The sequence below is a fragment of the Aminipila sp. genome, from assembly GCF_032051575.1.
Lineage (GTDB): Bacteria > Bacillota > Clostridia > Peptostreptococcales > Anaerovoracaceae > Aminipila.
On sequence record NZ_DAMBYD010000001.1, the window covers coordinates 209,562 to 231,128 of the forward strand.

The 21,567-nt window shown below is 36.3% G+C and carries 15 protein-coding genes; all 15 read left to right on the forward strand.

Features of this window, described 5'->3' with window-relative positions; translation table 11 throughout:
- Positions 1 to 11 precede the first annotated feature (11 nt).
- The 15 genes from RTW14_RS00950 to RTW14_RS01020 all read left to right on the forward strand — a co-directional run bounded on the left by RTW14_RS00950 (position 12) and on the right by RTW14_RS01020 (position 21,565).
- Positions 12 to 1,349 (forward strand): ABC transporter permease, encoded by a 1,338-nt coding sequence (locus tag RTW14_RS00950; RefSeq protein ID WP_312647489.1) that lies wholly within the window; start codon positions 12 to 14, stop codon positions 1,347 to 1,349.
- Positions 1,350 to 1,598: 249 nt separating this feature from the next.
- Positions 1,599 to 2,285 carry a response regulator transcription factor gene (locus RTW14_RS00955; RefSeq protein WP_312647490.1) on the forward strand — a complete coding sequence of 229 codons (687 nt, stop codon included), beginning with the start codon at positions 1,599 to 1,601 and terminating at the stop codon, positions 2,283 to 2,285.
- Positions 2,260 to 4,656, forward strand: coding sequence for a HAMP domain-containing sensor histidine kinase (locus tag RTW14_RS00960; protein ID WP_312647491.1), 2,397 nt, complete (start codon positions 2,260 to 2,262; stop codon positions 4,654 to 4,656). The genes RTW14_RS00955 and RTW14_RS00960 overlap by 26 nt, the downstream gene beginning before the upstream one ends.
- Positions 4,657 to 4,989: 333 nt before the next feature.
- A complete protein-coding gene (locus tag RTW14_RS00965) occupies positions 4,990 to 6,978 on the forward strand; it encodes an NAD(+) synthase (RefSeq protein ID WP_331654372.1) in 1,989 nt (662 codons plus the stop codon).
- Positions 6,979 to 7,169: 191 nt separating this feature from the next.
- A complete protein-coding gene (locus tag RTW14_RS00970) occupies positions 7,170 to 8,333 on the forward strand; it encodes a serine hydrolase domain-containing protein (protein ID WP_312647494.1) in 1,164 nt (387 codons plus the stop codon).
- Between the two features lie 642 nt (positions 8,334 to 8,975).
- The gene (locus RTW14_RS00975; RefSeq protein ID WP_312647495.1) at positions 8,976 to 9,938 is read left to right on the forward strand and encodes a 3'-5' exoribonuclease YhaM family protein; all 963 of its coding nucleotides are present in this window, start codon (positions 8,976 to 8,978) and stop codon (positions 9,936 to 9,938) included.
- 14 nt (positions 9,939 to 9,952) lie between these two features.
- Positions 9,953 to 10,834, forward strand: coding sequence for a hypothetical protein (locus tag RTW14_RS00980; protein ID WP_312647497.1), 882 nt, complete (start codon positions 9,953 to 9,955; stop codon positions 10,832 to 10,834).
- A gap of 12 nt (positions 10,835 to 10,846) precedes the next feature.
- Positions 10,847 to 13,066: an SF1B family DNA helicase RecD2 gene (gene recD2 / locus RTW14_RS00985; RefSeq protein ID WP_312647499.1), complete on the forward strand. Its 2,220-nt coding sequence runs from the start codon at positions 10,847 to 10,849 to the stop codon at positions 13,064 to 13,066.
- Between the two features lie 56 nt (positions 13,067 to 13,122).
- On the forward strand, positions 13,123 to 13,899 hold the full coding sequence (locus RTW14_RS00990; RefSeq protein WP_312647501.1) for a ComF family protein: 777 nt from the start codon (positions 13,123 to 13,125) through the stop codon (positions 13,897 to 13,899).
- A 318-nt stretch (positions 13,900 to 14,217) separates the two neighbouring features.
- Positions 14,218 to 14,745, forward strand: coding sequence for a ribosome hibernation-promoting factor, HPF/YfiA family (gene hpf, locus RTW14_RS00995; RefSeq protein WP_312647502.1), 528 nt, complete (start codon positions 14,218 to 14,220; stop codon positions 14,743 to 14,745).
- Positions 14,746 to 14,885: 140 nt separating this feature from the next.
- Positions 14,886 to 15,746 carry a diadenylate cyclase CdaA gene (gene cdaA, locus RTW14_RS01000; RefSeq protein WP_312647503.1) on the forward strand — a complete coding sequence of 287 codons (861 nt, stop codon included), beginning with the start codon at positions 14,886 to 14,888 and terminating at the stop codon, positions 15,744 to 15,746.
- On the forward strand, positions 15,733 to 16,935 hold the full coding sequence (locus tag RTW14_RS01005) for a CdaR family protein (protein WP_312647504.1): 1,203 nt from the start codon (positions 15,733 to 15,735) through the stop codon (positions 16,933 to 16,935). Before cdaA ends, RTW14_RS01005 begins: the two co-directional genes overlap by 14 nt.
- A 75-nt stretch (positions 16,936 to 17,010) precedes the next feature.
- Positions 17,011 to 18,360, forward strand: a complete 1,350-nt coding sequence (glmM, locus tag RTW14_RS01010) for a phosphoglucosamine mutase (RefSeq protein ID WP_312647506.1) — start codon at positions 17,011 to 17,013, stop codon at positions 18,358 to 18,360.
- Positions 18,361 to 18,373: 13 nt separating this feature from the next.
- Entirely contained in the window at positions 18,374 to 20,212 is a 1,839-nt protein-coding gene (gene glmS, locus RTW14_RS01015) for a glutamine--fructose-6-phosphate transaminase (isomerizing) (protein WP_312647507.1), read from the forward strand.
- Positions 20,213 to 20,275: 63 nt separating this feature from the next.
- Entirely contained in the window at positions 20,276 to 21,565 is a 1,290-nt protein-coding gene (locus RTW14_RS01020) for a hypothetical protein (RefSeq protein ID WP_312647509.1), read from the forward strand.
- The last annotated feature ends 2 nt before the right edge of the window (positions 21,566 to 21,567 follow it).

Genomic DNA, 21,567 nt, shown 5'->3' on the forward strand with positions numbered 1-21,567 from the left:
GAGCAGAGGTTATGAATAGTAGAGATTTAATTGACTTGTGTTTTCGCAATTTGCTCAGACGGCGAACAAGAACCCTGCTTGCAGTTGTTGGTGTAATTGTCGGTACCTGCGCTATTGTTGTAATGATGTCCATTGGATTTGGATTAACAGACAGCTATCAGGAACAGATTGAAAGTTATGGTAATCTTCATATGATTACGGTTATGAGTAATGGCAACGGGCAGATGATGCAGCAAATGCAGGATGCCAAAGGAGTAATTAATGATAAGGCACTTAAGGATATGGAAAAAATGGAGGGTGTAGGAGCTGTCACACCAGTCATAAGTGAGTATCTTGTTATTGGTGCGGGTAAGAAGATTGCACAGACTGAGGTACAGGGTATCCGCCCTGAAGTGTTAGAAAAGTTTAACTATAAGGTTCTAGATGGTGGCAGACTTTTAAATTCTACAGATGAGTACGAAATTTTGTTTGGTAATCAAGTTCCAACTTGGTTTCAAGATCCAAAAAGTAGTGACTGGAGTGGAACACCATTAGATGTAATGTCAGTGAAGAAAATGATTATTACTGGGGATGAGAATTATGGGCAGAAAAAACAAAACACAGGCGAAGATGAGTCGGATAAGGTAGTATATAAAGAATATGAAACCAGAGCTGTTGGGGTACTTGAAAACCCTGATGATGATTCGGCATATTGCGCTTATATGAATATTGAAGCGCTTGAAGATATATCTAAGGAAATAAAAAAGGCTAAAAAAGAAAGTACTTTTTCATCAGGGTCTAAAACGTATGATCAGGCATTAGTATATGTAACAGATATCAATGATTCAGCCAAAATAAGTGAACAGCTTCGAGATCAGGGATTCCAGACTTCAAGTCCTAGTGACTGGCTTGAATCCATGAAAGAGACTGCTAAAATGATTCAGGGTATACTAGGCGGCATTGGAGGTATTTCCCTGTTAGTTGCTGCTTTAGGCATAACAAATACAATGATTATGTCCATTTACGAAAGAACAAAAGAAATTGGAGTTATGAAGGTAATTGGGGCAAATCTTCGTGATATCCGTAAAATGTTTTTGCTTGAAGCAGGTTTAATAGGGTTCTTAGGCGGTGTAGTGGGGCTGGCTTTCAGTTTTATTGTTTCATTGCTAATGAATACCGTACTTAAGGATATAATAAGCATAGCACTTGGTAGTATAGGCGGAGGTGGAGGATCCTCCATTTCAAGAATACCCATTTGGCTTGCAGTGGCAGCAGTTGTATTTGCAACTGCAATCGGAGTAATAGCAGGATACTATCCGGCGAAGCGTGCCATGAATTTAAGCGCACTTGAAAGTTTAAGGAATGAATAAATAAATTGTTTAATTAAAATTAGGGGATGTTGCCAAATAGCAAATTGTGAGGTAACATCTCCTTTTTTATGTTATATCCTAAGCTTTGCCACTTTGTTTAAACTATGTTATTATTAACCTTAAGAAATTTGTAAGAGTTTCGACAGTTTTCTTGTAAGAATTAGAATTTATTATATAAATATAATCAGAAAGAAGGCAAAATGGCCAGATGCGCAGTCAGGAGCATGGCTTTCTGTAGTGGAGGTATGAATGAATATTTTAGTATGTGATGATGACAAAGAGATAGTTAATGCCATAGAAGTATATTTGAAAAATGAGGGATATGAGATTTTTAAAGCATACGATGGCTTTCAGGCTCTTGAAATAGTTGACAAAAGCCCAATTCATCTTATTTTGATGGATATTATGATGCCAAACCTTGACGGCATGCGTGCAACTATGAGAATCAGAGAAGGCAAGAATATTCCTATTATCATGCTTTCTGCTAAATCAGAGGATTATGATAAAATCACAGGGCTGAACATAGGCGCTGATGATTACATTACAAAACCATTTAATCCTTTAGAGCTAATTGCCAGGGTCAAATCACAACTAAGGCGGTATGTAAGCCTTGGCAGCCTTGAGAAAAAAAATGGGGTTTTTAAAACAGGGGGACTGGAAATAGACGATGAACAGAAAACTGTTACACTAGATGGTGAGCAGGTGGTTGTAACGCCTATTGAGTACGGAATTTTAAAATTACTAACAGAAAATGCGGGACGTGTATTTTCTATGGAGCAAATATATGAGGCAGTCTGGAATGAGCCCGCATATAACCCGGAAAATACAGTGGCTGTGCATGTAAGACGAATTCGGGAGAAAATCGAAATTAATCCGAAGGATCCTAGATATTTAAAGGTGGTGTGGGGCATTGGATACAAAATTGAAAAAATTTAATGATAATCTGGCAGTAAGAATTTTTGCCTTGATTATGTGCGTAATGTTATTTGTGGCAGCTCTTATTGGAAGTATTGCTACTGTTATTGGGATAGAAAAGGCAGGCAGAAGTTTTACTTTAGATGAAATATTTGGTACCAAAAACTACATAGAGAGTAGTGATTTACAAGGGGAGTTTAGTAAAGAATCTAATGATCTTTTACAGTTAATCGGAGATTACAAGAGTGAAGCAAATATAAAGGCAGGCAAACTATTAGATGAGAATGAAGGTCCATTGTATGAGGCTATTGCACAGCTTTATTTTGATGGAACTTACTACTGCGGGGGTAAGAAAATAGTAGCAAACCAATTGCAGATGTCATACGATTCAGTGCAAAAGGATGGAAAAAATATACCCGTAATGATTATTAACGGAATTCAGTATCCTATGGAAAAAGATATTTATGATTATCAGGATATGGATGCCGAAGAAACGAAAGATTATGCTTATCAATATGTTACTTATGATGCAGATATAGAAAATAATCAGACTGTGAGAAGTGCCTTTATTGAAGCAAATAAACAGCAAATTGAAGAAATAAAAGATACGCTGATTAAAGATCAGCTAAGAAGTTTTAATTCGCTAAAAGATGAAATAAATTCACAAAAAAACATGATATATTTTGTGACAGATGGTATCAACACGCTTACCAATATGAAACTGACAGCATCAGAACAGGGTAAAGTAGTTGTTCCAGATACTAAGGAATTTGAAAAAAATCCCGCATATATGATTTATAAAGGCGGGAAGCTGACAAAAGTACCGGAATCATCAGATAATGCCACCTCATGGGTAAGGGATATTGACCAATCAATTGAAGATTCATATTTTACACTATATAATGATAATTTAAAAGTATATCTTGCTTTTAATGACCATTATATTAATGAGAAACAGTTAGCGTATCAGGATACTTCAGATATTATTCAGCTGGTTCCTTTGATTGCTGGATGTGCGGCTGGAAGTTTATTTCTATTCCTATATCTTGTAGTAACTACTGGAAGAAAAGATGAAGAAGGAAAGCGTAAACTTTATATCTTAGACAGAATCTGGACAGAAGTTCAAATTGCAGCAATTGTGACGTCGGCAGCAGCAGGCTTTTGGGTAGTGGCTTCAACATTAGATAACTGGGAGTACTCTAGAACCATGTCTTCAATGGAAATCGCTATTTTGGCAGCTATTTGTGCGGCAATCGCTGTTATTGGTTTATGGTTTATTCTTTCTTGTGTAAGATTGCTTAAAGCGCATTGCTTTATAAAAAAGGCACTAATTTATAAACTTTGGAATCTAGTTTTTTATAGATGGTGTGGAAGATTATGGAATAGCGTTAAAGATATATATAATGGCAGCAGCTTAATGAAAAAGATAGTTATATGCACGCTAGGGGTATGTGTGCTTTCTGCTACCGTATTTTTAGCACCACTAGTCTTTCTTGTGATAGTTGTCTTCGCACCAAAATGGGTAAAGAAATTTGAAGGGATTAAAGAAGGCATAGAAGAAGTGAAAAACGGTAATTTAACTTATAAAATTCCTATAGAGGGAGATGGAGAATTAGACAGACTTGCACAAAGTATAAACGAAATCTCAGAGGCTTCAAATGTTGCAGTACAAAATGAATTGAAAAATCAGAGAATGAAAACAGATTTGATTTCAAATGTATCGCATGATTTAAAGACGCCGCTAACCTCTATGGTTACTTATATAGATTTGCTCAAAACGGAAGGTCTTGACAGCGAGAATGCTCCTGAATATTTGAGGATACTAGACGAAAAAACAGAGCGTCTGCGTCACTTAACAGAGGATTTATTTGAAGCGGCCAAGGCCTCCAGCGGAGCCATGCCTGTACACTTAGAAAAAGTTGAACTCCTATCTTTGATCAATCAGGGATTAGGTGAAATGGATCAAAGGATTCAGGCATCAGGTTTAGATTTTATTATAAATGCAGATAGAGACAAATATTATGTGATGGCTGACGGCCAATTGCTATGGAGGGTAGTAGAAAATCTTTTTGGTAATGTTTTAAAGTATGCACTTGAAAACAGCCGAGTTTATATTGATGTTAAAGAAATTGGGACTAAAAGTGAAAGTGTTACCAGTGTAATAACCTTAGAAATGAAAAACATTTCTAAAAACCCTTTAAACATCAATGCTGATGAATTGATGGAAAGATTTAAGCGGGGTGATGAGTCTAGAACTACAGAGGGTAGTGGATTAGGCTTAGCTATTGCAAAAGATTTAGTAAAGCTACAAAAAGGCTGGTTTGAAGTGGTTATTGATGGTGATTTGTTTAAAGCACAGGTTATGTTAAATAAATATGTAGATGCCCAGTAAAGGCAAATTTCACCCGATTTATAATAGTTTTAAAGAAGAGGTATAGGCCCACAGGTTATATACCTCTTCTTGTTTTTGTATACATAGTTGTTTGACATGTATACGACACTAGTATAAACTTGAAGAAGTATGGAAATATTTTTGATAAATTGTATCAAGCAAAGAATAATGGCAGAAATCAACATTGTATTACAAAATACGACGGGATATCTTGCAAAAAAAGCAGTGATTTTATATAATGAAAAAATATTAGGTGAAGGTTGATCGGTATTACAGAAATTAAAATGGATACTATATATTTATTGGCGGATATGAATTAATTGAGAGGGGAAAATGATGACAAACATGGGCTTAGTCAGGGTGGCTGCTATATCACCCAAGGTTAAAGTGGCTAATACGCAGTATAATTCAGATGAAATAATTCAGTGCATGAGACAGGCAGCAAGTGAGGAAATGAAAGCGGGGATTGCTATATTTCCCGAATTATGTATTACAGGATATACTTGTGCAGACTTATTTTACCAACCTCATTTGTATGAGCAAAACTTGAAGGGGCTAAAGCAGATTGTGGAAGCATCAAAGGGTTTAGAACTTGTAACAATTGTGGGGTTTTATTTTAAAATTCAGGGTAATTTGTACAATTGTGCAGCATTAATTCAAAATGCCAAGATTAAGGGAATTGTGCCTAAGATGTTTATTCCTAACTACAAAGAGTTTTATGAGGATAGGTGGTTTGCCGCAGGTTCCAATATTATAAAAGAGGTTAAGTCCGTTCGGATATTTGGGGAAGAAGTTCCTTTTGGTACTATTGTATTTAGAGATGAGCAGGCTGGATTTGGGATTGGCCTAGAGATCTGTGAGGATTTGTGGATGCCGATTACTCCAGGTACCCATCTGGCCTTGAATGGAGCAGATATCATTTTTAATGCTTCAGCCAGTAATGAAACGGTTGGAAAAGAAAGTTACAGAAAAAGTATAGCGCTTTCTGAAAGTGCAAAGAGTACTTGTGGTTATGTATATACTTCAGCAGGAGTTAATGAATCCACTACAGACCTTGTGTTTAGTGGACAGACTTTGATTGCAGAGAATGGCTCCCTGATTGCAGAGGGAATGAGATTTCAAAGAGAGAACGTTATTCTAGTTGGGGATATAGATTTTCAGAGGATACAGTTTGAAAGAAGCCACGGTCAGACGTTTAGTAATAGCATCACTGCGTATAGTGATAGAACTAGATGCATAAAGGTAGACTTAGAACCCATAAGGTTAGTAAATTCTGACATGCAGGTGAAGCGACCTTATGAAAAGAATCCATTTGTGCCTGGTAATCCTGCGGTAGTGGATGACAGTTGCCGTGAGATATTTAGTATTCAGACTGCTGGGCTGGCAAAAAGAATTGAGCATTCCCATGCAAAAAAATGTATTGTAGGAATATCAGGGGGGCTGGATTCCACGCTTGCACTGCTTGTTACAGCACAAACACACAAATTGCTGGATAAGCCTGCTTGTGATATAGTTGCAGTTACTATGCCCGGATTTGGAACCACAGGAAAAACATATAATAATGCATTAACCATAATGAGGCTTTTAGGAGCAGAAATCAGGGAAATTCCTATTGGAGACGCTGTCCTAAAACATTTTGAAGATATCGGACAGGATAAAGATGTTCATGATCTGACTTACGAAAATTGTCAGGCTAGAGAGCGTACTCAGATTTTGATGGATGTTTCCAACAAAGAGGGCGGAATTGTTGTAGGTACTGGTGATTTGTCAGAACTGGCACTTGGATGGTGCACTTACAATGGAGATCATATGTCGATGTACGGCGTTAATGCAGGTATTCCAAAGACCTTGGTGAAATTTGTAGTAAAATGGGTTATGGACAATTTGCTGAGTGGAGCATCAGAGGATAAGGGTTTTAGTCGAGACAATGCTTTGCTAAAAAAAACGCTTCAGGATATTTTGGATACCCCTATTTCCCCAGAACTCTTGCCGCCTGACGAAAACGGTGATATAGCACAGAAAACAGAGGATAGCGTTGGACCGTATGTTTTGCATGACTTTTTTATTTTCTATACCCTGCGACATGGGATGCCGCCAAAGAAGCTGCTTAACATAGCAAAGCAAGTATTTGCAGATGACTACGATGAAGAATTTATAAAGAAATGGCTTAAGACTTTTTATAGAAGGTTTTTTAGCCAGCAGTTTAAAAGAAGTTGTATTCCGGATGGGCCTAAAGTTGGATCGGTCAGCCTGTCGCCTCGTGGGGATTGGAGAATGCCAAGTGATGCAGATGTGTCCATGTGGCTGGCTGAGTTAGAATAATTGCAACTTAATTAAATATGAGTATGAATTTAAAAGAAAGGATTTAGTCAGAAACTAAGTCTTTTCTGCGTTTTTGAATGATTCTTTACTTTGAATAATTGGAGGGTGTCGTTTTTGTTTTATTGAGTTACTACATATCCAGGTATATACTGAAGATAAAAAAGAAGTGAGTTAAATTAGGGGGGCGTTAAATGTATTTTAGAAAATATGCATTTGCAACGGTTTTAGCAATAAGCTTAATATTATCTGCCGGTTTTTTATCTGGATGTCAATCTACAACTACACCAGAAGATATTGAAAATATTGCAGACAATATATATGGAAAATTAAATGAAGGTGAAAACACAGCATCTGCTAGCATTTTGGTGGTGAAGGATGGAAAAAAGATTCTGGAAAAATCATATGGACACAAAAATGTAGAAACTGGAGAACTCGCAACCCCAAATACAAGCTACAGACTAGGTTGCCTATCAAAATGTTTTACTTCTGAAAGTATATTAATGTTAAAAGAACGAGGCTTAATAGACTTAGATTGGAAGGTCAATAAGATTCTTAAAGATTTTCCTGATTACGCAGAAGATGTCACTATTGCAGATTTAATGACGAATACCGCAAGGCTACCTGAAATATATAGTTTATATCCAGAAGATGGTACATCTTTATCAGATAGGGATTTATATGAAATCATTAAAAAACATCCCCGCCCATCTTTTCCAGAATCGTCATATGCTGAGATAAGTAATGACGCCGGATTTGTCATTCTTGCTCTAATTGTTGAAGAAGTAACCGGTCAGAACTATCAGGATTTTGTGGATGAAAATATATTTGCACCATTGGGTATGGATAATTCGGCGGCTTTGGTAGAAGGCTATAACTCGGTAGGTGACAGGGCTTATGGCACTATACTTAAAGATGGAAAGTTTGTAATAGGTGATCAGCATGCTTATAGCAGAACCCTTGGCGATGGGGGGATTTATTCAAATGTAAATGATATGTATCTTTGGGATCAGGCAATTGATAAGAGCCAATTGGTAAGTAATAAAACTTTTAACGAAGCAATGAAATTGGGGGTAATAGTTGAACACTGGCAGTATTTAAATGAATTTTGGTGCTATGATAGTACTACTGATAGGCCTGCAAAATTTAGTTGTGGTTGGTATAGTACTACTAACAATGGGTTAGATGCCCTATGGGCAGAGGGTGGCTCCATCGGATTTAGTAACATGTACGTAAAGATTCCAGAAGAAAAGCTAAGTGTCATAATACTAACAAATCTTAAAGGAAACTGGGGCATCATTAAAGAATCTAATTTATTGGTGCAGGCAGCACTTAAGCTGCCTGATAAAAAGTCTTAATCTCTATATTTTAAGAAACTTGATCCTTTATAGAGGGTTGTTAGCAAAGTAAAGTGCTAACAGCCCTCTTTCGTGACCTGAGCATACAACAGAATCCTATTTTAAAGATAAAGCTAGTGCAAAAATGGAAGTAAAATGGTAAACTAGGGATTTTCTCTTAAAATCAGTCAAATACCCAAAAGCCTCAAATAACTAAATATCCCAATAACTAAATCAAAATTAGAAATTCATATAACAAAAAAGTGTAGAAAGTGAATATAAAAAAACAAAAAAATTAAAATAGATTGACTATAAACATTTTACATATTATAATATAAATGTAAAATATTTACATAAGCATTACAGGAAAAAATCATATTGGGAACATTTTGGACTTTTAAACGATGAGAAATACGTAAACAACATTTATGAAAAAATAATTATCTTTGCTCAAAATGACATTGTATTGTGGGACAATTTAATTATTACTTTTGATAAGCCAGATGGTTTCATCGATGTTTGTGAAATTCAATTGCTGATTCGGCCAAAGTTTTTTTGAATTTGTTGCACGCAGTAAAGGATTTAGTATATACTTATATGTGCCCATATGCAATTAGATTGGGTAAGGAAAGGACGACGATAATATGTCGTAAGGTATGACTCATGAAGGAATTTTATATTGCTGATTTTAAAACAGACGAAGAGATAACAGACTTTTTTATCATAAAAACTATAGCATTAAAATTGGGTTCTAATAAGAAACAATACTTAGATCTGTTAGTAGCGGATTCTACAGGAGAAGTAACTGCCAAGAAGTGGGATATTTCAGATTCAGAATTACCATCTATTAATGAGATTAAAGATGGAGATATTGTTAAAATTAAGGCTGTAGTAACACAGTGGAATGGATTGAAACAGCTTAGAGTTATGAAGGTACGAAAAAAAGTTGATAACGATCCTATAGAGTTGATGGATTTAATAAAAGCTGCGCCAGAGCGTGCAGAAGATATGTATGAATACATATATAAACGCGCAGAGGATATGGAAGACAAGCATTTAAAAGCTATTTGCATTAAACTTCTGAATGAAAATAAAGAACGACTAATGTATTATCCAGCAGCGCAGAAAAACCACCATGCACAATTGGCAGGTCTTTTATACCATATAAAGAGAATGCTAATGAACGGAGAAAGAATGTGTCAAGTATATACAAATGTAAATGCAGATTTAGTAGCTGCAGGCGTGATATTACATGACATGGAAAAATTAAATGAAATAGACTCCAATGAGCTGGGTATTTCTACAGGGTATTCTTTTGAAGGGCAATTGTTGGGACATTTAGTGCAGGGAATCAAGTCTATTGAAAAAGTTGCTGAAGAAATTGGGATGCCTAAAGAAAAGACTATTATGTTGGAACACATGATTTTAACTCATCATTATGAACCAGAGTTTGGAAGCCCTAAAAAACCAATGTTTCCTGAGGCCGAGATATTACATTATCTGGATATTATCGATGCAAGAATGTTTGACATGGCAGATGCACTACAAGGCGTGCAGCCGGGTGAGTTTTCTGATAGGGTATGGACTTTAGATAATAGAAAAATTTACAAGCCATTAGGAGAGTAAAGGAGAATCAAAATATGGTCGTTTTGCCAAGAGAAATTAGTGATATAGTTAAAAATCCAAGTAAGGAATTTGAAGAAAATCCAATAGGAATACTTGAGATTATTTCTTTTGCCTGTGAGGCTGAGTTTGATTTAGATGAAACTGTATTTGATGCAGCAGTAGCTAAAGTCAAACTGATAGATAGTGTCTCAGTTGATCAGATTAGAACGCTGTTTGAAAAGATAATTTCTTCTAAGCGGGCGGGCAAAGGTCTTACTTTATTAGCTCGGGTTGGGGCGTTGGATTGTATCTTGGGGGATGAAGTAACACAAAAGCTGTCTAAAGCTGAAAAGGAAGATCTCTCTATTTATGTAGAAAATATTGACAAAACAATGCAAACAAGATTAAGAAGAATAGCATTGTTTTATAAGTGTTTGGCTCCTAAAAAAGCGGAGGCCGCCATAAAAAAATTAGGGTATAGTGAGGAAGATGAAAATTTCCTATTAGATGGAGTTTATCTACTAGATAAAATATATTTTTTGACCAATAAGTACGATTTGAAAAAGTTTCTTGTAAAATACGGTTTGGAAAGATATGAATTTTTAAATAATCTTTCAAAGGCTCAAAGAATTGTGTACGATTTGCCCGTGAACCGTGTAACATCAAGACAATATGTTCTAGACAATATAAAAGAATTTAATGAACCTATTTTTGTGGAGGATTTAGCAATTGGCCAACAAGATTTAAGGGATGAGGGCATAGATGAAAAGGATTTTGACAGAATTCTAGATGAACTTTTAGATTTATCACATATGAAGCCTAATTTAAATACTAAAAAAGATATGCTTGAACATGCACGGAAATATAGCAAAAATAAATGGGCTGCAACTTTTAAAAAACTTAAATATATAAAATAGATAGGAAAAAATATGGCATTGACTGATGTAAAAAAAGGGACAATTGAAGACATAATTTTTAGAAATAAAGAAAATGGATATACCATAGCAGTAGTTGAAGATGAAGATAAAGATGAGATCTTTACGGCTGTGGGATATTTGCCTTTTGCAGACAACGGCAGATGCTATGAATTTATTGGTACATGGAAGACACATCCCACTTATGGGGAACAATTTGAGGTGACAGAGGCGAAAGAGATGCTGCCCACTTCAACTAGAGGCATAGAAGACTTCTTGGCATCTGGAGCCATAAAAGGAATAGGCAAGAAGACTGCAGCTTTAATTGTTGGGAAATTTGGATTAGATACATTAAGGATTATGGAAGAATTACCAGATAGATTGTCAGAGATAGAAGGTATCGGTCCTAAAAAGGCAGATACAATTGGTGAGGCTTTTAAGGAGAAAAGAGCGGTGGCAGAAGTGTCAATGTTTTTACAGCAATTCGGCATAACGGCTAATTATGCTATCCGTTTATATAGAGAATATGGTATGGCAGCTATTGATATTGTATCTCAAAATCCATACCAGCTAGTTAGTGATGTCTATGGTATTGGTTTTAAAAAAGCAGACGCGATTGCAGAAAAGATAGGGTTGGCAAAAGACGATGAATACCGTATCCAGAGTGGGGTTAAATTTACCTTAAATTATTATGTGAACGAAGGCCATACATATATACCACAGAAACTTCTTTGTGAAAAAGCAGGACAGCTTATGGACATTTCCACAGAAGCAGTAAGTGATGTTTTAGTAGGGATGGCTTTCGAAGGTGACCTTCAAATTGAAAATTTGGAAGGGCAGACTGTCGTATTCTTGATGCCTTATTTTATGGCGGAGCAAAACGTATGTAAAAGATTAATTGCAGTAAATAATGCAGCACTTAAAATAATAAATGCTGATCTTGACAGCCTTATAGGTATTACAGAGAATGAAAAAGGATTAGAACTTTCGGAAAACCAAAAATTTGCAGTTAAAAGCTCACTGCAGAATGGAGTTTCTGTTATAACAGGGGGACCTGGGACTGGAAAAACCACAATTATTAATGCAATCATGAATATTTTAGATCATAGTGGTATGAAGACAGCCATAGCTGCCCCTACAGGAAGAGCTGCAAAACGTATAACAGAGACATCGGGGTATTATGCGTCTACTATACACAGACTCTTGGAATATTATTATTCTGAAGGAGAAGATGTGATGAGATTTGGAAAGACTGAAGAAAATCCTTTGGATTATGATGTGGTAATCATTGACGAAGCCTCTATGATTGATATATTACTTATGAATGGACTGATGAACGCTATAGTACCAGGGACCAGGCTGATATTTGTAGGAGATTCGGACCAGTTGCCATCAGTTGGGGCAGGAAATGTTCTTAGAGATATAATTGATAGTGAAGTTATTTATTCAGTAAAACTTACAGAAATTTTTAGGCAGGCCAAAGAAAGTTTGATTGTTGTAAATGCACATAAAATTAACAAAGGGGAAAATCCAGACTGTAATGAAAAGGATAAGGATTTTTTCTTTCTACAAAAAAATAGCGAAAAGGATATGCTAGAAACTATCAAGGATTTATGTGTTAGGAGGTTACCGGCATATTTTAAAGAGTGTGATGCTATGAAGGACATGCAGCTTCTTACTCCGGTAAGAAAAGGCTTGCTGGGAAGTATTAATTTAAATAAAGAAATGCAGGCTGTGCTGAATCCATCCAATCCTGATTTGGCGGAACAGAAATATGGAGAAAAGATTTTTAGGGTTAATGACAAGGTAATGCAGATAAAAAACAATTATCAAATGACTTGGAAGCGTATTGAAGATTTTACAGAAGGTCAGGGTGTTTTTAATGGTGATGTGGGATTTATAAGCCATATTGATAAGGAATTTAACGAGGTCGTCGTTGTATTTGATGATAGTAAGTATGTTACTTATGATGTAACACACCTAGATGAGCTGGAATTGGCTTATGCGGTGACAGTTCATAAAAGCCAAGGAAGTGAATTCCCTATAGTCATAATGCCTGTAACTTGGTTCCCGCCAGTACTAGCTACCAGAAATCTGCTCTACACAGCTGTGACCAGGGGAAAACAGGCTGTTGTTTTAGTAGGTTCTATGAACAAAATGTATGCTATGGTCCAAAACAATAGAATAACGGACAGATTTACAGGATTGAAAGCAAGACTACAAAGCTTATTGTAATTTTACGGAAGTAGGAAGAGATATGGTGGGATTTTCATTAAAAACTGGGGGTAAAGATGACACTGAATCTGGATAAAGTTGAGAGTCTCAGAGAAATGATATTAGATTTATGTTTTCCATCAAATATTTATTGCATTTGCTGCGGAAATTTAATTGATAAGAGCAGAGTGTACTCTTTATGTGACCAATGCTTGGAATCTTTAAACTGGGCCAATGGCAGAACTTGTAGTAAATGTGGGAAGGTTCTGGCTGATACTGAAAAAAGAAAGCTTCTTGATGAAATCAGAGAGGAGCTGGAACTGTGTGATGACTGTAAAAATAACAATTTTTACTTTGACCGTGGGTTCACTTGTATGCAATATGGTTCTGTAGAAAAAGAAATGGTACATAAATATAAATTTAATGGTTGTGCCTATATGGGTGAAAAGCTAGGCAAAATTTTGCTGGATCGGATTTTACTGGAGAATTTGAGGGTGGACATGGTTATGTCAGTTCCTATGCATCCAAAAAACCAGTTGAAACGAGGGTATAATCAATCAGAACTTATGGCGAAAGTAGTTGCCAAAGGACTGGGTGTAGTCTATAATAATCGAGTGCTCCTTCGAAAACATTATAAAGCCCCCATGAACAAGTTGGATGCAGAGCAACGGCATGCAAATGTCAAAGATTCTTATGGAATAGCAGAAGAATCCCTAAGACTGCAAAGAGAACGCATATTGTTAATAGACGATATATACACAACAGGAAGCACTGTGGATGAGTGTAGCAGGATTTTAATGGAAGCGGGGGCCGATAAAGTTTATGTATTGACTCTAGCAGCAGGAGCTAATTAAATAAAATTATTATGCTAATAGCAGCAAAATATATATTGAGATAAGGTGACTGTTCAGGTCTGTGGTTGAAAGTCCAAGCCAGTTACGGGCAAAAGGATCCACGTAAGCTGATCCGCGAGGCGGCAGTGATCATGGCGTAGCTTAGAAGTAAGTCCTCTGACAAAGTCAGGTAAAGGCAAGTGTGGGGTCAAAGACCAGGTCAGCTGAACAGTCACCCTATCTCAATATTTTTATATCTTTTTTTCAGAAAATTGTGGAAAATGTCGAACGTGGGTGATATAATATACTTAACAACTCAATAAAAGGGAGGGCATTTATATGAAGATTATAATTACTAGTAAAAACCTAAGTTCAAGTGACTATCTAAAGGATGCAATTGAGAAGAAGTTGGAAAGACTTAGTAAGTATTTCTCTAATGACATTATAGCAAATGTAATGGTTTCTGCGGAAAGTGATAAACAGAAGATAGAAGCAACTATAAATGCAGGAGGAACTATTTTTAGAGCAGAGGAGTCTGCAAATGTTGCTTATGATGCGATTGATGGAGTTGTTGATAAACTATCATCACAAATGTCAAGATTTAAGACAAAATTGCAGAGAAAGCATAAAGATAATAAGGGGTTCATGTTTGGAGAAATTCCAGACTATGATAATGAAACAGAAGAGATAACGGTTGTAAAGAAAAAGAAAATGGAGATTTGCCCCATGAACACGGAAGAAGCTGTTATGCAGATGGAATTGTTAGGACATGCATTCTTCGTATTCATGAATATGGATACAGAATCTGTAAATGTAGTATATAAAAGAAAGAATGGCAATTACGGCTTGATTGAAACTGTATATTAAATTTAAAACATAAAAACTATAGCAGGGATAAAAACCCTGCTATTTTTTCGTCTTACATTGTACTTTAGCTATTGAAAATACTACTTTTTTTTTGTACAATGGAAGGAGGGTACCAATGGGGATAGAATAGGGGAAAGCATATGCAGAATTATATTAGCAACATAGTTTCTGGTATTAGTATTACGGATGCTATAGATGTTTGTATTGTAGCATTTATAATATATAAAATACTGGGATTTATAAGGGAATCAAGAGCAGAGCAGTTAGTAAAGGGTCTGCTTGTTTTAGTGCTTGCAACCTTAGCCTCTGAGCAGTTTCATCTGTACACTTTAAATTGGATATTAAAGGGAACGATGACGTTGGGAGTTTTGGCTTTAGTTATAGTTTTTCAGCCTGAACTAAGAAGAGGATTGGAATATGTGGGAAGAAGCAAGTTAGTAAAGGCACCTTTCGGACAGTTTGATAAGGATAAAGCTAAAAATATTACTGCTCAGTTTATAAAAGCAGTTGACGATTTTTCGGCCAATAAAGTAGGTGCACTTATTATATTAGAGAGAGAAACCTCTTTAACAGATATTGCTGAAACAGGTACTATATTAAATGCGGAGATATCGACCGAACTTCTAGGAAACATTTTCTATGAGGGGGCTCCACTACATGATGGTGCTGTTATTGTAAGAGGGGATAAAATTTATGCGGCTGGATGCGTGCTTCCATTAACGCAGAATAAAAATTTATCCAAAGAACTTGGAACAAGGCATAGGGCAGGTATTGGTATTACGGAAAATTCTGACGCCATTACGCTTATTGTTTCAGAGGAAACGGGAATTATTTCAATAGCTGTGGATGGCAAATTATCTAGATTCTTGGATATTAAAACGGTTGAGAAGACTTTGCTTAATTTGTTTTTGAATGCCACAGGTGATGAAAAGAATGTAGCAGCAAAAAGTCTGGCTGCAATTTTCAATATGTTGGGGAGAAAAAACGATGCTGCAAAATAAGAATTTTACGAAATTACTTTCAATAGTGTTGGCGATTTTCTTGTGGGTATACGTAGCTGCTGTTGAGAATCCACCAACAAAAGTTAAGATACCAAACGTGCCAATTAAGCTTGTAAATGTAGAGAGCTTAAATCAAAGAGGATTGGCCATTAGTTCTGATGAAGATTATTTTATGGATATTGTTATAGAAGGAACTCGCTCTGATGTATTAAAGATTTCGGCTAATGACATAATTGCCACAGCTGATGTGTTTGGATATGGGGTAGGTGAAAATTATATCCCAGTAACGGTAACACTTCCTGATTCAGTAAGTGTAGCAAACCAGAAAACCACTAGGCTTACTATAAACATAGAAGAACTAGTTTCAGTATATAAACCGGTAAATGTCATCTTTAACGGGGCTATTGATTCTAAACTAGAGGCTACAGTCTTTAGCATGACTCCTGAGGAAGTGGAAGTTAAAGGTGCTAAATCAAGAGTTGCTAGTGTGAAATCAGTAAATGCAACTATTGATGTATCGAAGCTTACAAGCAAATCTCAAGCATTTACAACGGAGTTATCTACTGTAGATTCAAAAGGCCAAAGTGTAAAGAACATTAAATTGTCCTCTGATACTGCTGATATTGAAGCAGCCGTATATCAAATAAAAGAAGTTCCTTTAGAGGTGGAAGTTAAAGGTGAAGTAGATAAGGCGTATCAGGTTACGGATATGAACGTTCCACATAAGGTAAAAATAAAGGGATTAAAAGAAGATTTAGAAAAAATAAGTAAAGTAACGGCAGATCCGATTGATATAAGTAAAGTGACCGGTACTACTGGAATCCCGCTCTCTGTAAAACTGCCTAAGGGAGTCATGCTGGCACAAGAATCACAAAAGGCAGCAGTGAGCATAGATATAAAAGGCATAAGTGTGAAGGAATTTGAGATACCAAGCAGCAGTATTACTGCACTCGGACTTGGAGAAAAACTTTCACTTGTAATAAATACACAGAGTGTTAAGGTCAAAGTCTCAGGGAAAGAGGCCGATGTAGAAAAACTAACAGCTGATGACATTGGGCTTTCTATTGATTTGACAGGGCTTGGAGCAGGAATTTATACGGTTCCTCTGAAGGCTGAAAAAGAAGGTGGCATATCTGAGATTGTGGAAACACCTAGTGAAATTCATATAACGATTAACGAGGCTGTATAACCTCGTTTTTCGTATTTTTTAATACGGAGTGGCGAAGCCACATTTTTTATACATACATTTAGGAGGACTATTTTAATGGGTAGATTGTTTGGAACTGACGGAGTAAGAGGCATAGCAAATTCAGAGCTGACTCCGGAACTGGCTTTTAATCTAGGTAAAGTGGGTGCTTATGTACTTAGCAAAGAAGAGCAGAGACCAGTTGTTCTAATTGGTAAAGATACAAGAATATCAGGAGATATGCTGGAGGATGCGTTAAGTGCAGGCATCCTTGCTATGGGCGGAAATGTTATAAAGGTTGGAGTTTTACCTACGCCTGCAGTTGCATATCTTGTAAAGTATTATAAAGCAACAGCTGGTGTAGTAATATCAGCGTCACATAATACTTTTGAGTACAATGGCATTAAATTTTTTAATTCAGAAGGTTTTAAGCTGGATGATGAATTAGAAGAACAGATTGAAGACATTATTATTAGAAATATTGATATAAACAGCCACATTACAGGGGATAGACTAGGGCGATGCTTAGCAGCAGAGGATGATGCGCTTGATTTATATGTAAAATTCCTTGAGAGCACGATAGATACCAGACTTGATGGAATGAAGATTGTTTTAGATTGTGCAAATGGAGCATCTTATAAAGTGGCAGAAAGAGTTTTCAGTGACTTAGGTGCAGATATTACAGTAATAGCAAATAACCCAGATGGGATTAATATTAATGCAGGATGTGGTTCTACTCATCCTGAAAATTTACAGGCTCGAGTGATAGCAAAGAAGGCTGACTTAGGGCTTGCTTTTGATGGTGACGCAGATAGATTGATTGCTGTTGATGAACTCGGCCGCATTATTGATGGAGATAAAACTATAGTAATGTGTGCAAAAATGCTTAAAGACACAGGCCTTCTAGCAAAGGATAAAGTTACGGCTACAGTTATGAGCAATCTCGGATTTCATAAAGCTGTAGAAGAAATGGGATGTAATGTTGAAGTTACCCAGGTTGGGGATCGATATGTTCTGGAAAGTATGCTTAAAACTGGTGGTGTAATAGGTGGAGAACAGTCAGGGCATATTATTTTCTTAAATTATACGACTACTGGTGACGGTATATTATCTGCATTGCAGCTTGTTAAGGCTATTAAAGCCAGTGAAAAGAAACCTTCTGAAATGTCAGATGAAATCATCATTTATCCGCAGGTTTTGAAAAATGCAGCCATCAAAAATGAAAATAAGAAAAAGTATATGGAGGACCCTGAAGTCAGTGCAGAAATTGCAAGGGTAGAGACATTAATGGCTGGAGAAGGAAGGGTATTAATCAGACCTTCAGGAACAGAACCACTTGTAAGAGTTATGATTGAGGGGCAGAATATAGAAGATATAACAAAATTAGCGCAGGAACTAGCACTTTTGATAACAAAGAGATTGGGATAGGAGGACACTTAATATGTGTGGAATAGTAGGTTACGTAGGTAAAAGGAATATAAGAGATGCAAAAGACATCATTCTCGATGGATTAAAAAAATTAGAATATAGAGGATATGACTCATCAGGTATTGCTTTAAATATAGGAGGCAGACTTGAAGTAAGAAAACATGTCGGAAGAATTACGAACCTTGAAAATCTTATGGCAGGTGAGACTTTAAACAGTAATATAGGTATAGGTCATACCAGATGGGCTACGCATGGGGCCCCATCTGATTTGAACTCACACCCACATTGCAATAGCGATGGATCAATAGCTGTAGTTCATAATGGTATTATTGAAAACTATGTAGAAATAAAAGAATGGCTGTCAAAAGAATTTGGAGTTGTTTTTAAATCTGAAACGGATACGGAAGTGATTGCGCATCTTATTGGTATTTATTATGATGGAGATCTTCAGGAGGCTGTTTACAAAGCTGTTGACAAAATGAGAGGTGCTTATGCAATTGGTGTTGTAGCAGCATCTGAACCTGATAAAATTGTTGCGGTAAGAAAAGATGCTCCTCTTATTGCAGGACTTGGAGAAGGATGTAATTTTATAGCCTCTGATATTCCTGCGCTTTTAAAGCATGTTAGAAAAATTTATTTAATTGAAAACAATGAGACCGTTGTAGTTACAGCAGATGATGTGAAAATTTATAATGAGGCCCGTAAAGAGATAAAACGTGAAGTTTTTCATGTGACTTGGGACGCTGAAGCAGCTGAAAAGGAAGGCTATGACCACTTTATGCTGAAGGAAATACATGAACAGCCAAAAGGAATTTATGAGACTTTAAATAGACGTATTGAAGAAGATGGTAGTATCAAGCTTGATGGCATTAATATGACGAAGGAAGATATCGAAGGCTTTAACAAAGTATTTATTGTTGCCTGTGGCACGGCTTATCACGCAGGGTTAGTTGGCAAATTTGTAATAGAAAATCTTGCAAAGATTCCGGTTGAAATCGATGTGGCTTCGGAATTTAGGTATAGAGACCCATTTGTAGATGACAAAACATTGTTTATCGCTATTAGCCAATCTGGCGAAACGCTGGATACGTTAGCAGCACTACGAGAAGCAAAGAGCAAAGGCGCTAGAATATTATCAGTTGTCAATGTAGTAGGAAGTTCAGTTGCACGGGAATCAGACGATGTATTTTACACTTGGGCAGGCCCGGAAATTGCTGTTGCATCAACTAAGGCTTATACGACTCAGTTAATGTGTATGTATTTAATAGGACTTTACATGGGGCGCACTAAAGGTGTTATTGCTGATGAAAGATATAATCAGTATATGTCAGAGCTTAAGGAAATCCCAGAAAAGCTGACAAAATTGTTAGAAGGTGAATCGTCAATACGCGATTTAGCAAAAGAGCTATATAAGAGAGAGCAGGTTTTCTTTATTGGAAGAGGGCCTGATGCAGGTGTTTCTTATGAAGGTTCCTTAAAGCTGAAAGAAATTTCTTATATAAATTCTTTTGCAATTGCAGCAGGTGAATTGAAGCATGGCACTATTGCGCTTATAGAGAAGGATACACTTGTAATAGCTATTGCTACTCAGGATAAGTTATATGAAAAAATGCTTTCAAATATTCAGGAAGTAAAAGCAAGAGGTGCTTATGTAATAGGCGTTGCAAAAGAAGGTAATAAGGAGATTGAGAAGCAGGCAGATAAGGTTATTTATATTCCAGATTGTATAGATGAAGTGTCACCTCTTCTTTCTGTAGTGCCACTTCAAATTATGGCTTATTATATAGCCAAGGAAAGAGGATGCGATATTGATAAGCCAAAGAATTTGGCTAAGAGTGTAACTGTTGAATAGTTATACTGCCCATTTAAAAACTTATTAAAACTTAAAGTGTGTATTGGGAAAAGGGGAATTTTCATGGGAGTTTTAAAAGGGGACGGCAATAAGAAATCAGATAGATATTTGAAGCTGGCTGTAACTGCGGGTGTTATTGCAGTAGCAGTACTTGCTGTTATAATAATTAAGAGCGCTCTTGATGAAGATATGGCTGTTTCAGCAAAAAACACAAGTTCTGAAAAGAATACTGTAATAGCTGAGGCAGACAAACTGGCACTTGGATATTTTTATGATGAGGCATTGGAGGTTTTGGAAAAAAATCCGGAATTGACGGATGAAAATCTTACTGGGGATGCAATTCAGCTAAAGATAGCTGATATACAAAAACAAAAAGATTCTTTAATAAAATATGAAGGCGTAGTAGAACATGTTTTTTTCCACAGTCTGATTATTTATCCGGAGCTGGCTTTTGATAAGAAGGGACATCCAGCACAGGGGTATAATATGTGGATGACTACTGTTAAAGAATTTAAAGCTATGCTTCCAGAACTTTATAAAAGGGGTTACGTGCTTTATCCTTTAAATGAAACCATTAAAGTGAATGAAGACGGAAGCATAATGCCTAAAGACATTTACTTGCCAAAGGGTAAAAAACCATTAGTTATTTCTATAGATGATGTAAATTATTATGATTATATGAAGCCAGATGGATTTGCTAATCGATTAGTTATCGGATCGGATAAAAGAGTATGGACTGAAGTAATAAATCCTAAAGGAGAAACCCAATTAACTCGTGATGGCGATGTAATGCCGATTTTAGATGACTTTGTATTAAAACATCCGGACTTTTCATGGAAAGGTGCAAAGGGTGTGATAGCGCTGACTGGTTATGAAGGAGCATTGGGATATAGAATTACGGATGACTTACCAGAAGAGGCCAAATGGCAGCAGGAGGTTAAAGCTGTTGCAGATAATCTGAAAGCTGATGGATGGTTGTTTGCTTGTCATAGTTATACACATAATGGCTATTTTAGAACTGGAAAGGTCACCATGGCTCAAATGAAGTATGATACAGACAGATGGAAACAAAAAATTGAACCTTGGGTGGGGAAAACTAATATTTACATATCCCCTTTTGGCTGGCATTGGGATAACAAAAATTCAATACATAGATACATTGCGGATAGTGGATATAAAATATTCTGCCCTGTAGATATCAGCAGGAGAACTATATTTTATAAAGATATAATGGTTATGCCAAGAGTAAATCTAGATGGGTATACCATGCAGAAACGTCCAGATTTCGTAAATCAATATTACTATGATGTGAATAAGGTTTATGATTCGTCAAGACCAGAAGTAAATTACTAGGG